17 protein-coding genes are annotated in these 18,562 nt (G+C 61.4%); 14 read left to right on the top strand and 3 right to left on the bottom strand.

Annotated elements, in window-relative coordinates:
• Positions 1-69 precede the first annotated feature (69 nt).
• The gene (locus FHX06_RS17530; protein WP_183880203.1) at positions 70-969 is read right to left on the bottom strand and encodes a GntR family transcriptional regulator; all 900 of its coding nucleotides are present in this window, start codon (positions 967-969) and stop codon (positions 70-72) included.
• Between the two features lie 262 nt (positions 970-1,231).
• Here FHX06_RS17530 and FHX06_RS17525 point away from each other — a divergent pair, with 262 nt between their 5' ends.
• The 7 genes from FHX06_RS17525 (at position 1,232) to FHX06_RS17495 (ending at position 9,295) form a co-directional block, all read left to right on the top strand.
• Positions 1,232-2,734: a UxaA family hydrolase gene (locus FHX06_RS17525; protein WP_183880201.1), complete on the top strand. Its 1,503-nt coding sequence runs from the start codon at positions 1,232-1,234 to the stop codon at positions 2,732-2,734.
• A 39-nt stretch (positions 2,735-2,773) separates the two neighbouring features.
• Complete coding sequence (locus FHX06_RS17520) at positions 2,774-3,793, top strand: aldo/keto reductase (protein ID WP_113207019.1); 1,020 nt, start codon at positions 2,774-2,776, stop codon at positions 3,791-3,793.
• 9 nt (positions 3,794-3,802) lie between these two features.
• Positions 3,803-4,249, top strand: coding sequence for an RbsD/FucU family protein (locus FHX06_RS17515; RefSeq protein WP_113207020.1), 447 nt, complete (start codon positions 3,803-3,805; stop codon positions 4,247-4,249).
• Between the two features lie 211 nt (positions 4,250-4,460).
• Entirely contained in the window at positions 4,461-5,450 is a 990-nt protein-coding gene (locus FHX06_RS17510; protein ID WP_183880199.1) for an ABC transporter substrate-binding protein, read from the top strand.
• A gap of 204 nt (positions 5,451-5,654) precedes the next feature.
• Positions 5,655-7,208 (top strand): sugar ABC transporter ATP-binding protein, encoded by a 1,554-nt coding sequence (locus tag FHX06_RS17505; protein ID WP_113211339.1) that lies wholly within the window; start codon positions 5,655-5,657, stop codon positions 7,206-7,208.
• Between the two features lie 27 nt (positions 7,209-7,235).
• On the top strand, positions 7,236-8,210 hold the full coding sequence (locus tag FHX06_RS17500) for an ABC transporter permease (RefSeq protein WP_113207021.1): 975 nt from the start codon (positions 7,236-7,238) through the stop codon (positions 8,208-8,210).
• A gap of 65 nt (positions 8,211-8,275) precedes the next feature.
• The gene (locus FHX06_RS17495; RefSeq protein ID WP_183880197.1) at positions 8,276-9,295 is read left to right on the top strand and encodes a zinc-binding alcohol dehydrogenase family protein; all 1,020 of its coding nucleotides are present in this window, start codon (positions 8,276-8,278) and stop codon (positions 9,293-9,295) included.
• Here the strand turns inward: FHX06_RS17495 and FHX06_RS17490 are convergent.
• Positions 9,292-10,014, bottom strand: coding sequence for a copper homeostasis protein CutC (locus tag FHX06_RS17490; RefSeq protein WP_183880195.1), 723 nt, complete (start codon positions 10,012-10,014; stop codon positions 9,292-9,294). The genes FHX06_RS17495 and FHX06_RS17490 overlap by 4 nt on opposite strands.
• 33 nt (positions 10,015-10,047) lie before the next feature.
• Positions 10,048-11,262 carry a LysR family transcriptional regulator gene (locus tag FHX06_RS17485; RefSeq protein ID WP_113207024.1) on the bottom strand — a complete coding sequence of 405 codons (1,215 nt, stop codon included), beginning with the start codon at positions 11,260-11,262 and terminating at the stop codon, positions 10,048-10,050.
• A 46-nt stretch (positions 11,263-11,308) separates the two neighbouring features.
• Here FHX06_RS17485 and FHX06_RS17480 point away from each other — a divergent pair, with 46 nt between their 5' ends.
• From FHX06_RS17480 to FHX06_RS17450, 7 genes are all read left to right on the top strand, one after another.
• Positions 11,309-11,494, top strand: coding sequence for an acetyltransferase (locus FHX06_RS17480; RefSeq protein ID WP_210300557.1), 186 nt, complete (start codon positions 11,309-11,311; stop codon positions 11,492-11,494).
• A gap of 199 nt (positions 11,495-11,693) precedes the next feature.
• Positions 11,694-12,602, top strand: coding sequence for an ABC transporter substrate-binding protein (locus FHX06_RS17475; protein ID WP_113114674.1), 909 nt, complete (start codon positions 11,694-11,696; stop codon positions 12,600-12,602).
• 56 nt (positions 12,603-12,658) lie between these two features.
• A complete protein-coding gene (locus tag FHX06_RS17470; RefSeq protein WP_112969952.1) occupies positions 12,659-13,825 on the top strand; it encodes an ABC transporter permease in 1,167 nt (388 codons plus the stop codon).
• The gene (locus FHX06_RS17465; protein ID WP_112969953.1) at positions 13,822-14,766 is read left to right on the top strand and encodes an ABC transporter ATP-binding protein; all 945 of its coding nucleotides are present in this window, start codon (positions 13,822-13,824) and stop codon (positions 14,764-14,766) included. Before FHX06_RS17470 ends, FHX06_RS17465 begins: the two co-directional genes overlap by 4 nt.
• On the top strand, positions 14,763-15,512 hold the full coding sequence (locus FHX06_RS17460; RefSeq protein ID WP_112541750.1) for an ABC transporter permease: 750 nt from the start codon (positions 14,763-14,765) through the stop codon (positions 15,510-15,512). Before FHX06_RS17465 ends, FHX06_RS17460 begins: the two co-directional genes overlap by 4 nt.
• 149 nt (positions 15,513-15,661) lie before the next feature.
• A complete protein-coding gene (locus FHX06_RS17455) occupies positions 15,662-16,057 on the top strand; it encodes a VOC family protein (protein WP_112969954.1) in 396 nt (131 codons plus the stop codon).
• A gap of 16 nt (positions 16,058-16,073) precedes the next feature.
• Positions 16,074-18,524 carry a glycoside hydrolase family 2 protein gene (locus FHX06_RS17450; protein ID WP_183880193.1) on the top strand — a complete coding sequence of 817 codons (2,451 nt, stop codon included), beginning with the start codon at positions 16,074-16,076 and terminating at the stop codon, positions 18,522-18,524.
• The last annotated feature ends 38 nt before the right edge of the window (positions 18,525-18,562 follow it).

Genomic DNA, 18,562 nt, shown 5'->3' with positions numbered 1-18,562 from the left:
ATCATGCTGATCGGCTGGGATCACCGAGTGTGGGCCCCTAATCCGCCCTTCGGGCACCGACGTCTCCGCTCAGGCGCTTTCCGCAACACTCTGCGGGATGGACTGCAGCAGCGTCTGGCGGGCCGAGCGGAGGTGGATGCGACAGGCGGCCTGGATCCTCTCCTGATCGCGGGCTTCGAGTGCTGCGATATAATCGAGATGTTCGTGGATCGCGCGCTCGTTGCGTTCGCGGGCGGCGGTCTTGTTCCACTGATAGTGATAGTGGAAGATGATGGCGATCGCGTCATAGAAGTCGGCGATGAAACGGTTCTTCGAGGCGCGGTGGATCAAGAGGTGGAAGCGCTCGTCGAGGACTGAGAATTCCTTGAAGCGGTTGTTGATGTCCGAGAGCATGGAGAGGTGCTCTTCCTTGATGGTCGCAAGGGCAGCCCAGGCGTGATGGTCGGCAGGTAGCTTGCCGAACTCGGCGGCCGAATGCAGCTCGAACATTTCGCGCACATCGGCAAGTTCCAGCGCGAATTCGCGAGTAAAGCCCTTCAGCGTCCAGTGGCTGTTCGGCCGTTTTTCGATCAGCCCGAAGCGCGAGAAGCGGATCAGGAATTCACGCACGCTGGTCGTGCCGGTGCCGATCTCGCGGGCAAGCTCCAGTTCGTTGATCTGCATGCCGGGGGCGGCCTCATCGGAGAGGATTCGCTGCATGAAGCTGCGCTCGATGATGTCGTGCAGCGAATCCGTTTCCTCCGAGGGGAAGAAGTCGCGGTCGACAGGCTGGCGCAGCACGATCTTCTGGCGCTTGTTCCAGCGGATGATGCCCTCATCGCTAAGGCGGGTCAGGATGGCGCGCGCGGTGCTGCGGCTGACGCCGAGCTGGGCTGCGATTTCCGGCTCCGAAGGCAGCGCCGTGTCCATGCGCAATGCTGCCGCATATCGGTTATAGGCTTCCTTGAAGACTGTATTCTGCCGTGCCATCAGACCCCGCTTTCCGCTCAAACCCGACGGCTCTGGCGACACGGCGATGATGCCCGCCGCCAAGAACGGGCACAGCCAGACCAGGAGCCTCTTCAGGCGACCTTTATCTTATTTTCGGTCGCATGCGGCTGTTTGCCTCCCTCGTCCACAGGATCAATATTCCCGTTGACTTGAAAATGTTTATTGTAGATAAAAAACAAAATCAATGCGCATTCGTCGATGCAACGGGCGCAGAAGCGAACGTTTCGTCAGGGAGATGAAATTGGACAGACAGCCTTGGATCATCCTGTCGGCCGGAGACAATGTCGCGGTCGCAACGGCCCCGATTGCCGAAGGAGCGATTGTTGCCGGCGTTACGACGCGCCAGAAGATCGACCCCGGCCACAAGGTCGCCATATCGGACATTCCGATCGGCACAGCGGTCGTGAAATACGGCCAGGCGATCGGCCGCACCACGGCTGATGTGAAAGCCGGCGACCACGTTCACAGCCACAATCTGCATTTCGAAAACGACCGCCTTGCGGCGACCGCCAATTCAGCGCCTGAAGAAGCAAGTGCTGAGGACAGGGCGCGGACCTTTATGGGTTACCGCCGCGCCGACGGCCGGGCGGCGACGCGCAACTATATCGGCATCATTGCCAGCGTGAACTGTTCCACCACGGTCTGCCGGGCAATTGCCGACGAGGCCAACCGCACCATCCTGCCGCACTATGACGGCATCGACGGCTTCGTGCCGATCGTCCACGACCAGGGCTGCGGCATGAGCTCGACGGGTGACGGCATGAACGTGCTGCACCGGACACTTGCCGGCTATACGCGCCATGTGAATTTCGGCGGCGTGCTGATGATCGGCCTCGGCTGCGAGGTCAACCAGCTCACCCTTTACGGCCAGAGTGGCGCGGGCGCCTCCAAGCGGCATTTCAACATTCAGGACGCAGGCGGGTCCCGCCGCGCGGTCGAGCGCGCGATGGGCGTGCTGCGCGAAATCGCCGCCGATGTCGGCCGTGAGAAACGCGTGCCGATGTCGATCGGCGAGATCATCATCGGTCTGCAATGCGGTGGCTCGGACGGTTTTTCGGGCATCACCGCCAATCCGGCGCTTGGTGTTGCTGCCGACCTCCTGGCGGCTGCCGGCGGTACGGCGATCCTTTCGGAAACCTCCGAGATCTACGGTGCCGAGCATTTGCTGCGCAGCCGCGCCGTCAGCGACGATGTCGCTAAAAAGCTCGATGAGAAGATTGCCTGGTGGGAAGACTATGTCGCCCTGCACGGTGCCTCGCTCGACAACAATCCGTCTCCGGGCAACAAGCGCGGCGGCCTGACGACCATTCTCGAAAAGTCGCTCGGCGCCGTCGCCAAGGGTGGCCGCTCGCCGCTGACCGCCGTCTATGGTTATGCCGAGCGCGTCACCGCCCCCGGCCTCGTCTTCATGGACACGCCCGGCTACGATCCGGTTTCAGCCACCGGCCAGGTTGCCGGCGGCGCGAACATGATCGCGTTCACGACCGGTCGCGGCAGCTGCTTCGGCTGTCGTCCCGCGCCCTCCCTGAAGCTCGCCAGCAATTCCGCGCTCTATACCTCGATGGAAGAGGATATGGATATCGACTGCGGCTCGATCGTTACGGGTGACGCGACGATCAGCGGCAAGGGCCGCGAGATCTTTGAACTGATCGTCGATACGGCCTCCGGCAAGAAGACGAAAAGTGAGATTTTCGGCTACGGCGACAATGAATTCGTCCCGTGGCATCTCGGAGCGACGCTCTGAATAATATTTATTGATTTCAGGTCTTCACGAGGAGGAATGATGAAGACGAGGAGAATTGGCAAGACGGCGCTGGAGGTGACCGAAATCAGCTTCGGCGCCGCTGCCCTCGGCGGCCTTTACCGCGCCTGCCCGCGTGAGCAGGCAATGGAAACGCTGGAAACGGCATGGGATCACGGCATCCGCTATTATGATGTGGCGCCGTGGTATGGCCTCGGACTTGCCGAACGACGCGTCGGGGATTTCCTGCGTGACAAGCCGGAAAACGATTATGTTCTGTCCACCAAGGTCGGTCGTCTGTTGCGCCCGGTGCCGACAGGCACGGTTCCCGACTACAGCTATGTCGATCCGCTCTCCTTCGATGCCGATTACGATTATTCCTATGACGGCATCATGCGCTCGGTCGAATTCAGCTATGCGCGCCTCGGCCTGAACCGTATCGATATCCTCTTCGTTCATGACATCGGCGCCTATACGCATGGTGCGGCCAGGAATGCCGTGCATCTGAAGAATTTCCTCGATAGCGGCGTCAAGGCGCTGGAGCAGCTGAAATCCTCGGGCGCGATCAAGGCTTTCGGCCTCGGCGTCAACGAGGTGCCTGTCTGCCTCGACGTGATGCGCAACGCCGATATCGACACGATCCTGATGGCCGGCCGCTACACCCTGCTCGACCGTTCGGCCGTTGCCGAACTGATCCCGCTCTGCCGGCAGAAGGGAACCTCGTTCGTCGTCGGCGGCGTCTTCAATTCCGGCATCCTCGCGACCGGCCCGGTGCCGGGCTCGCATTTCGACTATATGCCGGCGAGCGAGGAAGTGCTCGCCAAGGTGGGCGCAATGGAAGAGGTGGCAAAGCGCCACGGCGTACCGCTGGCAGCCCCTGCCCTGCAGTTTCCGCTGCACGACCCGGTCGTCTCCTCGGTGCTGATCGGCACCGCGCGTCCGTCGAGCCTAACGCGCAACATGGAAAATTTCGAGCCGCGGCTTCCTGCCGACATCTATCCCGAATTCGAACCCTATACGCTTGTCGCCGCGCCGCTCGGCGAAGAGGCCGTGCGGGTCTGAGGAGACACCATGCTTAAAGGTATTCATCCGCTTCTTGGCCCCGATCTGCTCTATGCGCTGAAGAGCATGGGGCATGGCGACGATATCGTCATTGTCGATGCCAATTTCCCTGCAAGCAGCATGGGGCCCGACGTCATCCGGGCTGATGGCGTCAGCGCCACTGCCATGGCCGAGGCGATCCTCACCCATATGCCGCTCGATACGTTCGTGCCGCAATCGGCATGGCGGATGGAGGTGGTCGGCGACCCCAAGGCGGTGCCGGAGGTTTGCGCCGAATTCCAAGAGATCGTCACCCGGCGCGCCGGCGATTTTTCCATCGCATCCGTCGAACGCTTCGCCTTCTACGAGATGGCACGGAAGGCGGCCTATATTGTCGCGACCACCGAGTTCCGGCTCTACGGCAACCTGATTTTGAAGAAGGGCGTCGTGCACCCGCACGAGGTGCAATTCGACTGAGGACCGTATTTTAGGTTCTTATGTATTGGAAACGAAAACAATTGCTTGGCAGACAATTTAGCGGGTAAAAAAGCGAAATCGGCACACTTGCAATTTGCTTTCGCCTCGGCTAGCTTCACATCGTAAATGTTTTTTATCGATAAAAATCGTCCGCCTGCGTTCAGCGGTCCGGTTTCATTGGAGGAGAACGCACCCTGAGAGGAGAACCCTTATGAATATCGTGAAATCCATTCTGTCTCGCCGCGCCTTTACGGCACTTGCAGGCGCCGCTGTCATTGCAACGGCAATGCCGGCCGCGTCCTTTGCCGCTGAGGTAACGATCCCGATCATCGTCAAGGACACGACGTCCTTCTACTGGCAGATCGTTCTGGCCGGCGCACGCAAGGCCGGCAAGGATCTCGGCGTCAACGTGCCGGAACTCGGCGCCCAGGCTGAATCCGACATCAATGGTCAGATCAGCATTCTCGAGAATGCCGTTGCCGGCAAGCCGGCCGCCATCGTCATCTCGCCGACCGAGTTCAAGGCACTCGGCAAGCCGATCGATGAAGCCGCCAAGTCGGTTCCGATCATCGGCATCGACTCCGGCGCCGACTCCAAGGCATTCAAGTCGTTCCTGACGACCGACAACGTCCAGGGCGGCCGTATCGCCGCTGACGGCCTTGCCGCCGCCATCAAGGGCGCCACTGGCAAGGAAGAGGGCGAAGTCGTCATCCTGACCAACCTTCCCGGCGTCGGCTCGCTGGAACAGCGCCGCGAAGGCTTCCTGGATCAGGTGAAGACCAAGCATCCCGGCCTGAAGGTGATTGCCGACAAGTACGGCGATGGCCAGGCAACGACCGGCCTCAACATGATGACCGACCTGATCACGGCAAACCCGAAGCTCGTCGGCGTCTTCGCCTCGAACCTCATCATGGCGCAGGGCGTCGGCCAGGCGATCGCCGAAAACAAGCTCGGCGACAAGATCAAGGTCATCGGCTTCGACAGCGACGACAAGACGGTCGGCTTCCTCAAGGATGGTGCGATCGCCGGCCTCGTCGTTCAGGACCCCTATCGCATGGGCTATGACGGCGTGAAGACCGCTCTTGCCGTCTCCAAGGGCGAGAAGGTCGAGCAGAACGTCGACACCGGTGCAAACCTCGTCACCAAGGCGAATATGGCCGAGCCGAAGATCGACGCGCTCCTGAACCCGAAGATCAAGTAAAAACGACAGACGGCCGCGCCGGCTACTGCATAATTCCTTAAATCGGATCGATTTAAGGACAAAATTATGCAGAAACTCAAAGTGTTACAGCGTCCTTTGCGCGTCTTAAAAGACGCGCGGCGCTGTAAAAACCGGCGCGGCCTTTTTCATCCATGGTATGATTCACCAGGGATGGAGCAGACGTGACAAGAGGAGGAGAAGTCCATGGTCGGACTGGAAGAGGTCAGTCATCGCCACGATGACAGCGCGACGCTGAAAGAAGCCAATCGAATTCCCACCGGATCGCCCATCCTCGAACTGAAAGGCCTGCAGAAGAATTACGGTCACGTGCAGGCGCTGAAGCCGGCGACGCTGACCTTCCTTGCCGGTGAAATCCACGCCATCGTCGGCGAAAACGGCGCCGGCAAGTCCACCCTGATCAAATTGCTCACCGGCGTCATCACACGCACGGCAGGCGAGGTGCTGTGGTGCGGCCACCCGGTGGGGCTGTCGACGCCGAACGAGGCAATCGCCCGCGGCATCAACGCCGTCCACCAGGAAGTCGTGCTGTGCCGCCACCTGACGGTGGCCGCCAATCTCTTCCTCGGCGACGAGGTCAACCGTTACGGGCTGATGCGCAAGAAGCAGATGGAGAAGATGGCGCAGTCCGTCCTCGACGATCTCGGCTTCGGCCTGCCGGCCGGTGCGCTTCTGAGCTCGCTGACGATCGGTCAGCAGCAGCTCGTCGCCACCGCGCGCGCGGCCATGCGCGGCACGCAGTTCCTGATCTTCGACGAGCCGACCGCCTATCTCACCCGCCAGGAATCCGCACAGCTCTTCAAGCTGATCCGCCGCCTGCAGAGTGAAGGCGTCACCATCGTCTATATCAGCCACCGCATGGAAGAGGTCTTCGAGCTCGCCGACCGTGTCTCGGTGCTTCGCGACGGCACGCATGTCGGTACGCGCCTGATCGGCGAGACCAACGAGGCCGAGTTGATCGCGCTGATGATCAACCGCTCGATCGAGCAGATCTACCATAAGGAAGAGATTCCGATCGGCCAGACGATCCTCGACGTCAGGGGACTTACAGGACCCGGCTTCGAGGACGTGACGCTGAGCGTCAAGGCAGGACAGATCGTCGGGCTCTACGGCCTGATCGGCGCCGGGCGCAGCGAATTCGCGCTCGGGCTCTACGGGCGCCAGCCGACAAGTGCGGGCGAAATCCACTGGATGGGCAAGCGCGTCGACATCAGGAACGAACGCACCGCCATGGAGCTCGGCATTGCGCTGGCGCCCGAAAGCCGGCGCGACCAGGGCCTTTGCCTCAACCTGCCGATCGGCCTCAACATCAACCTGCCGGTATTCGGACGCCTCAGCAACGGCCCGGTCATCAATCACTCACGCGAATCGACGAATGCCGACAAGCAGATCCGCGATCTCAGCATCAAGACGCCGAGCCGGCGTGTCCCCGCCTCCAGCATGTCGGGCGGCAACCAGCAGAAGATCGTCATCGGCAAGTGGCTGAGCCACGGCGCCCGGCTTTTCATTTTCGACGAGCCGACCGTTGGCGTCGACGTCGGCACCAAGGCGGAAATCTACCGGCTCTTCGCCAAGCTGCTGAAGGAGGGGGCAGGCATCATCCTGATCTCCTCCTACCTGCCCGAGGTCTACGAACTGGCCGACCGGCTGCACGTCTTCCGCAGCGGCAAGCTCGTTGCAAGCCATGATTTCCACGCGGCGACGCATGAAGAAGTGCTCAGCGAAGCGATCGGCGTCTGAGCAAGAAGAATAAGAGGGAGAAAATTCATGACTGTCACCCCCACCGAAATCGTCGCGCCGCCGCCGCGCCGGAAGATGAACATTCTGTTCGGCCTGACGCTGATCGGGTTGCTGATCTTCCTCTGGATCGTGCTTGGTTTCGTCACCGAGAGCTTCTGGACGCCGCTCAACATCTCCAACCTGCTGCGCCAAGGTGCGATGACGGCGATCCTGGCGCTCGGCCAGACCTTCGTCATTATCACCGCCGGCATCGACCTTTCCGTCGGCGCAATCGTCGGTTTCTGCACCGTCATCATCGCCTGGCTCTTACAGGCGGGTGTGCCGCTCTGGGCGGCAATCTTGCTGACGCTAGCTATCGGTGTCGCGATCGGCTCCTTCCATGGCTTCGGCATCGTGCATATGGGCCTGCCGCCCTTCATCATCACGCTTGCGACGCTGACGTCGCTGCGCGGCATCGGGCTCTTGATCACCAACGGCTCGACGATCAGCATCACGGACGAGGGCTTCAGCAATTTCGCCCGCGCCGATTTCCTTGGCGTTCCAAGCCTGTTCTGGATGGTCATCCTGGTCGCGATCCCCTCCTTCGTCTTCCTGCATCTGAGCCGCTGGGGCCGCTACCTCTTCGCCGTCGGTTCAAATGCGGAAGCGGCGCGTCTTTCCGGCGTCAACGTCAAGGGGATGATCTACCTCGCCTATATCCTTTCGGCATCGTTTGCGGCTTTCGTGGGCGTGCTGCTCGCCTCGCGTATCGCAATCGGCAACGCGACACAGGCCGACGGCTGGGAACTTCAGGCGATCGCCTCTTCGGTCATCGGCGGCACGTCTCTCTTCGGAGCTGTCGGCTCCGTGCATGGCCCGCTGATCGGTGCGTTCATTCTGGCGACCATCAACAACGGCGCAAACCTTCTGAACGTCAACTCGTTCTGGCAGCGCATCATCACCGGCCTGCTGATCATCGTCATCGTCTACTTCGATCAGCTTCGCCGGCGCCGGGCGGGCTGAGCGGGATACAAAACAAAGCCGGCCCGAGGGCCGGCTTTCTTCATTTCAGCAATGCGAGAACAGTCATGAAAGCAGTCCTTTGCCGCGAACCAGGCGTCCTCGATCTCGTCGAGCGCCCCTCCCCCGAAAAACCAGCGCCCGGCTGGGTACGGCTTGCCGTCAGCCATGTCGGCATCTGCGGCACGGATTACCATATCTTCGAAGGCAAGCACCCGTTCCTCGAATATCCGCGCGTCATGGGCCATGAGATCTCGGCGACCGTGCTCGAAGCAGGCGACGGCGTGGCGATGGCGACGGGCACACCTGTGATCGTCAATCCTTACCTTTCCTGCGGTAGCTGTGTCGCCTGCCGGCAGGGCAAGCCGAACTGCTGCACCAATATCAAGGTTCTCGGGGTTCATACCGACGGCGCCTTCTGCGAGGAGATCGTGGTGCCTGCGGGCAATCTCTATGCCGCGAAGGGCCTCAGCCTGGAGGCTGCCGCGACCGTCGAATTCCTCGCAATCGGCGCGCATGCTGTACGCCGCTCCATGGCGGCAGCAGGTTCCCGGTCGCTCGTTATCGGCGCAGGCCCGATCGGCCTTGGTGCGGCAATCTTCTCGCGTATTGCCGGTCATGATGTGACATTGCTCGATACGAGTGCGGAACGGCTGCAGATGGCCTCCGAGCGCTTCGGCTTCACGTCAGGCATCGTCGCCAATGATGGGACCGCAGATGCCGTGAAAGCCAGGACGGACGGCGATGGTTTTGAAGTCGTCTTCGACGCGACAGGCTTTGGGCCGTCGATAGAGAAGGCCTTCAGCTTTGTCGCCCATGGCGGCGCGCTGGTGCTCGTCAGTGTCGTGAAAGACGATATCCGCTTCTCCGACCCGGAGTTTCATAAGCGGGAGATGATGGTCATCGGCAGCCGCAATGCAACGCGCGTCGACTTCGAACATGTCGCGGATTCGATCGCCAAGGGCCTCGTTCCGGTCGACAAGCTGATCACGCATCGCACGACGCTTGCCGATGCGCCGCGCGATCTTGCCCGCTGGGCGCATGAGAAGAGCGGTCTCATCAAGGCCGTCATCAAGGTCGCTGGTTAAAGCGTGTCGATCGCGGCGCGCATCTGCCTGACGACTTCGACATCGGTCCGGTTCGAGGTCGGCACATCGAAGCCGAAGGAGACGGCGCGCGGATCGGCACTGGCAACGGGTGAGCTGCAGGAACCGTGGATTTCGTGAGCACCCGTCGCCCGCAGGATTTCGACGGCATTGGTCGGGCGCACGCCGCTGCCCGGCATGATCGAGATGCGACCGGCTGCCTTGGCGGAGATGCGCTTCAGCGTTTCCAGTCCATCGAGCGCCTTCGGCACACAGCCTGAAGTGAGGATGCGCTCGCAACCGAGTTCGACCGCCTGCTCCAGTGCCACATCCGGGTCCGGCACGAGATCGAAAGCGCGATGCAGGGTCGAGCCGAGGCCGGCGGCATGCGCCTTCAAGCGATGAATGAGCTGCATGTCGAGCGTGCCGTCCGACCGGTTGGCGCCGATGACGACGCCGGCGAGGCCGGCGGCCCTGACGGCATCGATATCGGCCAGCATCGCCTTTTCATCCGTGGCATCGAAGATGAAGGGACCGGCGTGAGGGCGGATCATCGCATAGACCGGGATCGGTGCTTCGGCGGCAATTCGCATCAGGCTCGGCAGCGGCGTCAGCCCGCCAAGTTCCAGCGCCGAGCAGAGTTCGATGCGGCCGGCACCACCCTCGATCGCCGCCGAAAGGCCTTGAGCGCTATCGACGCATACTTCCAGCAAAACCGTCATCGTCCGAATCCCTCTTCTTCCGCCGCAGCTTATTTATGCGAAGGCGGCATCTTTCGCGACAGGTCTTGGGACGATTTTTGCAGCAGTCGCGATCAGCAGGTCGCAAGCGTCAGCGGCCGCTTTCCGATGATTGAAGGCCACGTGGTAGGACATGGGCATCGGCTCGGCGAGTTCGACGATGCGCACTCGGTCGGCAATCGGCATGGCGCTGACGCGGCCGAGGAAGGAGACGTAGCCGTGATTGGCGACGAGATCGACGATGACAGGCAGCGAATCCGCCGCGGTGATATCCCGGTCGCGGAGGCGGCGATGCAGGGTACGGTCATAGCCGAAGGTCATGGCGGCATGGCCGATGCCGGTGCGCGGGCTCGGCGTGCAGATCGGATGACTGGCGACAAGCTCGACCGCGGTTGTTTCCGTGCTGTCTAGCGGGGCGATCGCCACCATATCGGTGCGCAACAATTCGCGATGGCGGAAGCTTTCCAGGCCGAAGACGGAATCGAGGATCGCGACATCGATGCGTCCGGATTTCAGCGCCTCGCGAAGATCGTCCGCGGTCATCGAGACCAGCGATAAGGCATTCTTGTTGCGGCCGGTATTCCACTCGGCGACGAGGCTGCCAAGGCAACGTGCGACCCAGCTTTCCGAGCCCGTAGGGATGATGGCGCCTATGCGCAGCGAGCGGGCGGTGCGCTGGTAGCGTTCGTCCGCAGCGGATTTCAATTCGTTCCAGGCGAGGCTGATGGTCGAAAAGACCGCATAAGCAAAGCGGCCCTCCTCCGTCAGCGCAGAGCCTTGTGCCTGACGTTCGAAGAGTCGGTCTCCGAAGAATTTCTCAAGATTGGCAATCTGCAAGGAAAGCTGCGGCTGACCAAGACGAAGGCGGCGTGCTGCCCTGTTGATGCTGCCTTGATCGGCAACCTCCAGATAACGCTCCATGGTGACGAGCTTGACGGGGATGCGGGCGGCCCATTGTCCGTAAGCTTCCGGTTCACGATGACCGAGCCGGTCTCCAAGCTGCCCTGTTGCAGCAAGGATCGGCGCCAATCCCTCCAGAACTCTGCCTCCGGCAAGCAGAATGACCAGTTCGCCCGAGGAACGCTCGGCGAGCTTCAAGGCAAGCTCCGTCTCCAGATTGTCGATCGCTGCCGACACGGTCGAGACGGAGACGTTGAAGCGGCGCGCCGTCTCGCGCATGGAGCCGGAAGAGAGAACGTGACTTGCGATGAAGAGGGCGCCAAGATGCAAGGCTTTCTCCGGAAACCACTGAAAAGGCGGAGGATATGACGTGTTCGTGAAAAAAGATATCCCTGCTCGCGAAGGTGCAGGCTATCGTTCATCCCATAGAAATCCGGGCGGCGAAAGAACCGATCAAAAGCACCGGAACATCGTGGAAACACGTAAGGGGACAAAAACAAATCGCGCCGGCCTTGGAAAAGGGAATGCAATTCCGCGCAACGGTCTGCATTCGCCGCCATAATCGCGCCGCGAGAGCGAATACTGGAGGGGGCTGCTTCGATTTTCGGGCATCGATTTTTCGGGCATGCACACTATTTCCATGACGCACGTATTTCCGGCATGATGGTCTGATGGCTGACCATGCCGGCTGGTTTTATGCGCGCAGGCTTCGCGTCCGGGGCTTTCGCGACGTTTAACGGTGTTCAACCAAGGGGATAATCATGCTGAAGAAATTCGCACTTGCCGTTTCGCTTGCCGCCTTTGCGGCCGGCGCGGCCCACGCCGCAGACGTCGTGGTTTCATCGAAGATCGACACCGAAGGCACGCTGCTCGGCAACGTCATCGCGCTCGCGCTGGAAGCCAACGGAATCAAAACGCAGGACCGCATCGCGCTCGGCGCGACGCCCGTCGTGCGCAAGGCGATCACTGCTGGCGAAATCGACATCTACCCGGAATATACCGGCAATGCCGGCTTCTTCTTCAACAAGGCCGATGACGCAGCCTGGAAGAACCTCGAGCAGGGTTACCAGGAAGCCAAGAAGCTCGACTACGACGCCAACAAGATCGTCTGGCTGACGCCTTCGCCGGCCAACAACACCTGGGCGCTTGCCGTGCGCAACGATGTTGCCGGCCCGAACAACCTCAAGAGCATGTCCGATTTCGGCAAGTGGGTTTCGGGCGGCGGGGCCGCCAAGCTTGCGGCTTCGGCCGAGTTCGTCAACTCCGCCGGCGCCCTGCCCGCCTTTCAGACCACCTATGGCTTCACGCTGAAGCCGGATCAGGAAGTCGTGCTTTCGGGCGGCGATACGGCCGCGACGATCAAGGCTGCGGCCGACCAGACCAACGGCGTCAACACCGCCATGGTCTACGGTACGGATGGTGCAATCCAGGCCGCCGAGCTGACGGTTCTCGAAGACGACAAGAGCGTGCAGCAGGTCTACGCACCGACCCCGATCATCCGTGAGGCCGTGCTGCAGGCAAACCCGAAGATCCAGGAAATTCTTGCTCCGATCTTCCAGAGCCTGACGGCAGACGAGTTGCGCAAGCTCAATGCCAAGATCCAGGTCGATGGCGAACCGGCGAAGTCCGTTGCCGAAGCCTATCTCAAGGAAAAAGGCTTCCTGAAATAATTGGCTGATGCGCCCCGCCCGTTCAGGGCGGGGCATTCTCCCACAGGACAGGATCGATGGAAGAAACCTTAGCGGTCCGCAAACTGGACCGGCTCGGCGTGGTACTCGTGGCAGGCGGCATTCTGGCAACGGCGCTTCTGCCCTTCATCTATGTGAAGGCAAACCGTATCGCCGCCGGCAAGCCGATGCTCTTGACGCAACTTCTTCCGCAACCTTCCGTCGTCATCCTGCTGGTGCTGCTGGTTGCCACAGCATTGGCAACTCTCTTCCTGCGCAATGCTTTCATCCGGCTCGCCCTCGGCACGCTCTGCCTTGCGGCGCTGATCGCCGCCATTGGTCTCACCGCAACGGCTGCCACCCCGCCCGGCAGTACGGTGGCGCGCATGACGCCAGGTGGCAGTTTCTGGGTGCTCTTCGGGGTGATCGGCCTCATCATCTCCGACGCGCTAGTGAAGATCCGGCTGACGCCCTGGACGCGTGTCGCTGTGCTTGCCGCCTATACGGCGCTTCTCGGCCTCTGCCTCTCCTCCGGCCTGCTCGATAGCCTGTCGATCCTCCGGGAATTCTCCACGCGCTCGGCGCAGTTCTGGACGGAGGCCTATTCCCATCTGCTTCTGGCCTTCGGATCGCTTGCGGTGGCGATCGTGCTTGGACTGCCGCTCGGCATCCTCTGTTTCTGGGTGCCCAAGCTGCGCGCCATCGTGCTGCAGACGCTAAGTCTGATCCAGACCATTCCAAGCCTTGCGCTATTCGGCATATTGATGCTGCCGCTCGGCTATCTCGCGACGCATGTGCCGCTCGCGGCCGAAATCGGCATTCGCGGTATCGGCACGGCGCCGGCGCTGATCGCGCTCGTGCTCTATTCGCTGCTGCCGATCGTCGCCAATACGGTCGTCGGCCTTGAAGGCGTCGACCCCTCGGTGCGCGATGCGGCGGCCGGCATGGGGCTGACGCGCCGGCAGATCCTCACCGGCATCGACCTGCCGCTTGCCTTCCCCGTCATCCTCACCGGTATCCGTATCGTGCTGGTGCAGGCAATCGGCATGGTGACGATCGCCGCCCTGATCGGCGGTGGCGGCTTCGGCATCTTCATCTTCCAGGGGCTTGGCCAGACGGCCATGGACCTCGTTCTGCTCGGCGCCGTGCCGACCGTTTTCTTCGCCTTCTCCTCGGCCGTCATCCTCGATGCGGTCATCGAAAGCATCCAGGGGCCAGCTGCATGAGCAAGATCGAGATCAGGAACGTCACGAAGCGCTACGGCGCGGCCACCGTCGTCGATGATGTCTCCATGAGCGTCGAGAAGGGCTCGATCACCGTCATCGTCGGCACATCGGGCTCCGGCAAATCGACGCTGATGCGGATGATCAACCGGCTGGTGCCGATCACCGAAGGTGAGATTCTGGTCAATGGGCAGAATATCATGGACGTGCCGGCGACAGAGCTTCGCCGCAAGATCGGCTATGCGATCCAGGGACACGGCCTCTTTCCGCACCGGACGGTGGCGCAGAATATCGCGACCGTGCCGCAACTGCTCGGCTGGGACGCAACCCGGACCGACAAACGCGTGAGGGAACTGCTCGGCCTCTTCAATCTCGATCCGGCAGCCTTCGCGGAGAAATATCCGCATCAGCTGTCTGGCGGTCAGCAGCAGCGCGTCGGCGTTGCCCGGGCGCTCGCGGCCGAACCGGAACTGCTGCTGATGGACGAGCCCTTCGGCGCGCTCGATCCCGTCATTCGCGGCAAGGCGCAGGACGATCTGCTGGCGATCCAGAAGCAGTTCGGCACGACGGTCGTGCTCGTCACCCATGACATGGACGAGGCCTTCCATCTCGGCAACCAGATCGCCGTGATGAGCGGCGGCAAACTCCTGCAGTGCTCGACGCCGGAGAAGATCCTGACAGAGCCTGCAGACCCCTTCGTGCAGCAATTGACCGGCACATCCGACCGGGCGCTGAAGCTGATGTCGCTGACACCGCTGAAGGACAGTATGGAGCCAGCCAAGCCGGGCCTGCCCTATTCGCTGGCGCAGTCGCTCAGCCTTCGCGATGCGCTGGCCGAGATGATCTGGCAGGGCGTGGATGAGGCAGCCGTGCAGAATGCCGACAAGACGGCTGTCGGTTCGATTTCGATGGAGCGGCTCATCGAACTGGGCCGCAAGGCATGAAGTTTCTCCTCGCCAATCTGTTTCGCGCGCTGGCGCTGGTGATCCTGCTCATCCTGATCTTCAGGACGGAGTGGCTCTCCTTCATGCTGGTGCCGCTGACCAACAACAATGCGCCGCCGGTCTATATGCAGAACAGCCTCGCTTCACTGGCGCTCGGCCATCTGGAGCTGGTCTTCGTTTCGATTATCGGCAGCGCGGTGCTTGCCGTTCTCGGCGGTATTTTCGTTACCCGGCCAAGCGGCGCCGACTTCTTGCCTTTGTCACGCGCCATCGCCAATGCCGGCCAGACCTTTCCGCCTGTCGCGGTGCTGGCGCTTGCCGTTCCCGCTACCGGCTTCGGTGCTGCGCCGACGCTGATCGCACTCTTTCTCTACGGCCTGCTGCCGATCTTCGAAAATACGGTCGCAGGCCTCAAGCAAGTGTCACCGCAGGTACTGGATGCAGCAGACGGAATGGGCATGAACGGGACGCAGCGCCTCTTCCAGGTCGAGCTGCCCCTCGCCCTTCCGCTGATCCTCGAGGGGCTGAAGGTCGCAACCGTCATCAATATCGGCACGGCGACGATCGGCTCGACGGTTGCGGCAAAGGGTCTCGGCGAAGTGATCATTGCCGGTCTGATTTCCGACAATACCGCCTTCATTCTGCAGGGCGGTCTGATCGTCGGCCTGATGGCGGTGCTGATCTATGATGTCGTCGGCATGCTCGAAGGGGCGATCACGCGCAGAATGGGCTTGCGTCCGGCTTGAGAGGACGGCTACCAAGGCTGCCTAGGGCACGTTCGTTTTCTTCGAATCACGAAAGTGCTCTATCTGCTCGTTTTTACGCAATTCCGAACGCATAACCGCTGCACGCTTCTGCTGGAATTGCTCTGGATATCAGCGATTGGGAGACCGCCTTGGCCAAGATGATCCATTCCATGATCCGCGTTCTGGACGAGGCGCGCTCGGTCGAATTCTACAGCAAGGTCTTCGGGCTCAAGATTGCCGACCGTGTCGATTTCGAGACTTTCACGCTGATCTACATGAGCAATGACGAGAGCGGTTTCGAGCTGGAACTGACGGTCAACAAGGGCCGTATCGAGCCCTACAATCTCGGCGATGCCTACGGCCATCTCGCCGTCTCCGTTCAGGAAGTGGAGGTCGAGCACAAGCGGCTGACCGATCTCGGCCTCAATCCCGGCAAGCTCGTGGAACTCAACCGCGACGGCAAGCTCTTCGGGCTGTTCTTCTTCATCGCCGATCCCGACGGCTACAAGATCGAAGTGCTTCAGCGCCACGGTCGTTTTCAATAAAATACAAGAGGCTGACATGATTGGGAGGAGAGACCTTCATAACGGCTGGACGCTTTCCTGTAACGATACAGGAAGAACCAGTCTGCCGGCGTCCATTCCGGCAACGGTGCCTGGCTGCGTGCATCTCGACCTGCTGACAAACCGGCTTATCCCCGATCCCTATCTCGATATCAACGAGATCACCAATGACTGGATCGGCAAGACGGAATGGGTCTACCGGCTCAATTTCGAAGCCGCGGCCGATGCCATCAAGATGCAGGAACTGGTCTTCGACGGCATCGATACGATCGCGACGATCCGACTGAACGGCGAGGAGATCGGCCGCACCTTCAACATGCACCGCACCTATCGCTTCGACGTTTCGTCTCTCCTGCGGTCGGGCACGAACGAACTCAGCGTCACCTTCCATTCCGCCTATGCCTACGGTGCGGAAATGGAGAAGCACTACGGCTACCGCCCAAACAACTATCCGGGGCCGGGCAACCTGATGCGCAAGATGGCCTGCAATTTCGGCTGGGACTGGGGCCCGACGCTTGTGACGGCTGGCCTCTGGAAGCCGGTGCGGCTGGAGAGCTGGGATCGGGTGCGGCTTGGCGAAACCCGCGTCTCGGCAACGCTTGCCGGCGGCGATGGGCTGATCAAGGTTCATGCGCGGCTGGCAAGACATGGCGAGACCGGACCGGCGAAGCTGACGGCCGAGATCGGCGGCGTGACGCAGACGGTCACGATCGACGCAGATGCGGATGAGGTTTCGCTCGAGGTGCGCGTGCCCTCGCCGCAGCTATGGTGGCCGCACCATCTCGGCGCGCAGCCACTCTATCCGCTGGAGATCCGGCTGGAGGACGAGAGCGGCGATATCCTCGACAGCTATTACAAGCAGATCGGCTTCCGCTCGCTGCGGCTCGATACTTCACCGGACGCACATGGCTCTGCCTTCACCTTCATCATCAACGACGTGCCGATCTTTGCCTGCGGCGCCAACTGGATTCCGGACGATTGTTTCCCGTCCCGCGTGACGGCGGAGCGCTATGCGGCGCGGATCGACGAGGCGAAGGCCGCCAATATCAATCTGCTGCGCGTCTGGGGCGGCGGCATCTTCGAGCGGGACGAGTTCTACGAGGCCTGCGACCGGGCCGGCATGCTCGTCTGGCAGGATTTCCTCTTTGCCTGCGCCTCTTATCCGGAGGAAGAGCCGTTGCGCAGCGAGGTGATTGCCGAGGTTCGCGACAATGTCGTGCGGCTGATGCCGCATGCTTCGCTCATCATCTGGAACGGCAATAACGAGAATATCTGGGGTTTTGACGAGTGGGGCTGGCGGCCGATCATCAAGGACGGTGTCAGCTGGGGGCTCGGCTATTATCTCGATGTCCTGCCAAAGCTCTGCGCGGAACTCGATCCTGACCGGCCCTACTATCCCGGCAGCCCCTATTCGGGCTCCATGGATATCGAGCCGAATGACGACCGGCATGGCTGCAAGCATATCTGGGACGTGTGGAACGACGTCGGTTACGAGGTCTACCGCAATTACATCCCGCGCTTCTGCTCGGAATTCGGCTGGCAGGCCCCGCCGAACTGGGCGACGCTGCAGGAGAGCGTGCATGACAACCCGCTGACGCCGGAATCGCGCGGCGTCTTCCATCATCAGAAGGCGACGCAGGGCAATGACAAGCTGATCAAGGGGCTTGCCGGGCATCTGCCCGTACCGCAGACGATGGATGACTGGCATTTTGCCACTCAGCTCAATCAGGCCCGCGCCATTCGCTTCGCCGTCGAGCACATGCGCTCGCATCGCGACATCTGCAAGGGCGCGGTCGTCTGGCAATTCAACGATTGCTGGCCGGTGACGTCCTGGGCGGCACTCGATTCCGCCGGCCGGCGCAAGCCGCTCTGGTATGCGATGCAGCAGGCATTCCACCCTCGCCTGCTCACGATCCAGCCACGCGGCGAAGGCCTTTCGGCAGTGGCCGTCAACGAGCAAACCTTGTTCTGGCGTTCGAAGATCAGCGGCAATCGCATGCGGCTCGATGGTACCGTCCTGGCGGAGTTCGAATTCTGGCGGCTGCTCTGCGACCGGTTCGAAGCGAAGGAATTTCCTCTGCCTGCGGATATCGCAAAAGCCGGCACAGCGGATGAGGAAGTCATCGTCGTCCAGATGCTGGACAAGCGCGCCTTCCACTATTTCGTCGAGGATATCGATCTGAAGCTTCCGGCACCTGATCTCAGCATATCGCTGGCAAAATCGGCCGGCGGCTACGATGTCACGGTGACGGCGCGGAATTTCCTGAAGGATCTCTGCCTGATGGCGGACCGGCTCGACCCCTCGGCTGTGGTCGACTCGATGCTGGTGACGCTGCTGCCCGGTGAAAGCCACGTCTTCCGTTTAACGACCGAGAAGTCCTGGTCAGCCGAACAAATCGTCGTTGGAACGGTGCTTCGGACCGCCAATGACCTTGTGAACAAAAACTGAAAGGCCCCGCTCTCGCGGGGCCTCTGCCGGCTCATCTG

This window comes from Rhizobium sp. BK512, assembly GCF_014194915.1.
Taxonomy (GTDB): Bacteria; Pseudomonadota; Alphaproteobacteria; order Rhizobiales; family Rhizobiaceae; genus Rhizobium.
The sequence above is the reverse complement of the archived record's forward strand: the minus strand, read 5'-3'. Positions and strand labels throughout refer to the sequence as shown.

Coding starts and splice junctions, on each gene's coding strand:
- FHX06_RS17450 (WP_183880193.1), top strand. CDS start 16,074: ATGATTGGGAGGAGAGACCTTCATAACGGCTGGACGCTTTCCTGTAAC.
- FHX06_RS17500 (WP_113207021.1), top strand. CDS start 7,236: ATGACTGTCACCCCCACCGAAATCGTCGCGCCGCCGCCGCGCCGGAAG.
- FHX06_RS17530 (WP_183880203.1), bottom strand. CDS start 969: ATGGCACGGCAGAATACAGTCTTCAAGGAAGCCTATAACCGATATGCG.
- FHX06_RS17515 (WP_113207020.1), top strand. CDS start 3,803: ATGCTTAAAGGTATTCATCCGCTTCTTGGCCCCGATCTGCTCTATGCG.
- FHX06_RS17495 (WP_183880197.1), top strand. CDS start 8,276: ATGAAAGCAGTCCTTTGCCGCGAACCAGGCGTCCTCGATCTCGTCGAG.
- FHX06_RS17490 (WP_183880195.1), bottom strand. CDS start 10,014: ATGACGGTTTTGCTGGAAGTATGCGTCGATAGCGCTCAAGGCCTTTCG.
- FHX06_RS17510 (WP_183880199.1), top strand. CDS start 4,461: ATGAATATCGTGAAATCCATTCTGTCTCGCCGCGCCTTTACGGCACTT.
- FHX06_RS17475 (WP_113114674.1), top strand. CDS start 11,694: ATGCTGAAGAAATTCGCACTTGCCGTTTCGCTTGCCGCCTTTGCGGCC.
- FHX06_RS17470 (WP_112969952.1), top strand. CDS start 12,659: ATGGAAGAAACCTTAGCGGTCCGCAAACTGGACCGGCTCGGCGTGGTA.
- FHX06_RS17465 (WP_112969953.1), top strand. CDS start 13,822: ATGAGCAAGATCGAGATCAGGAACGTCACGAAGCGCTACGGCGCGGCC.
- FHX06_RS17520 (WP_113207019.1), top strand. CDS start 2,774: ATGAAGACGAGGAGAATTGGCAAGACGGCGCTGGAGGTGACCGAAATC.
- FHX06_RS17460 (WP_112541750.1), top strand. CDS start 14,763: ATGAAGTTTCTCCTCGCCAATCTGTTTCGCGCGCTGGCGCTGGTGATC.
- FHX06_RS17505 (WP_113211339.1), top strand. CDS start 5,655: ATGGTCGGACTGGAAGAGGTCAGTCATCGCCACGATGACAGCGCGACG.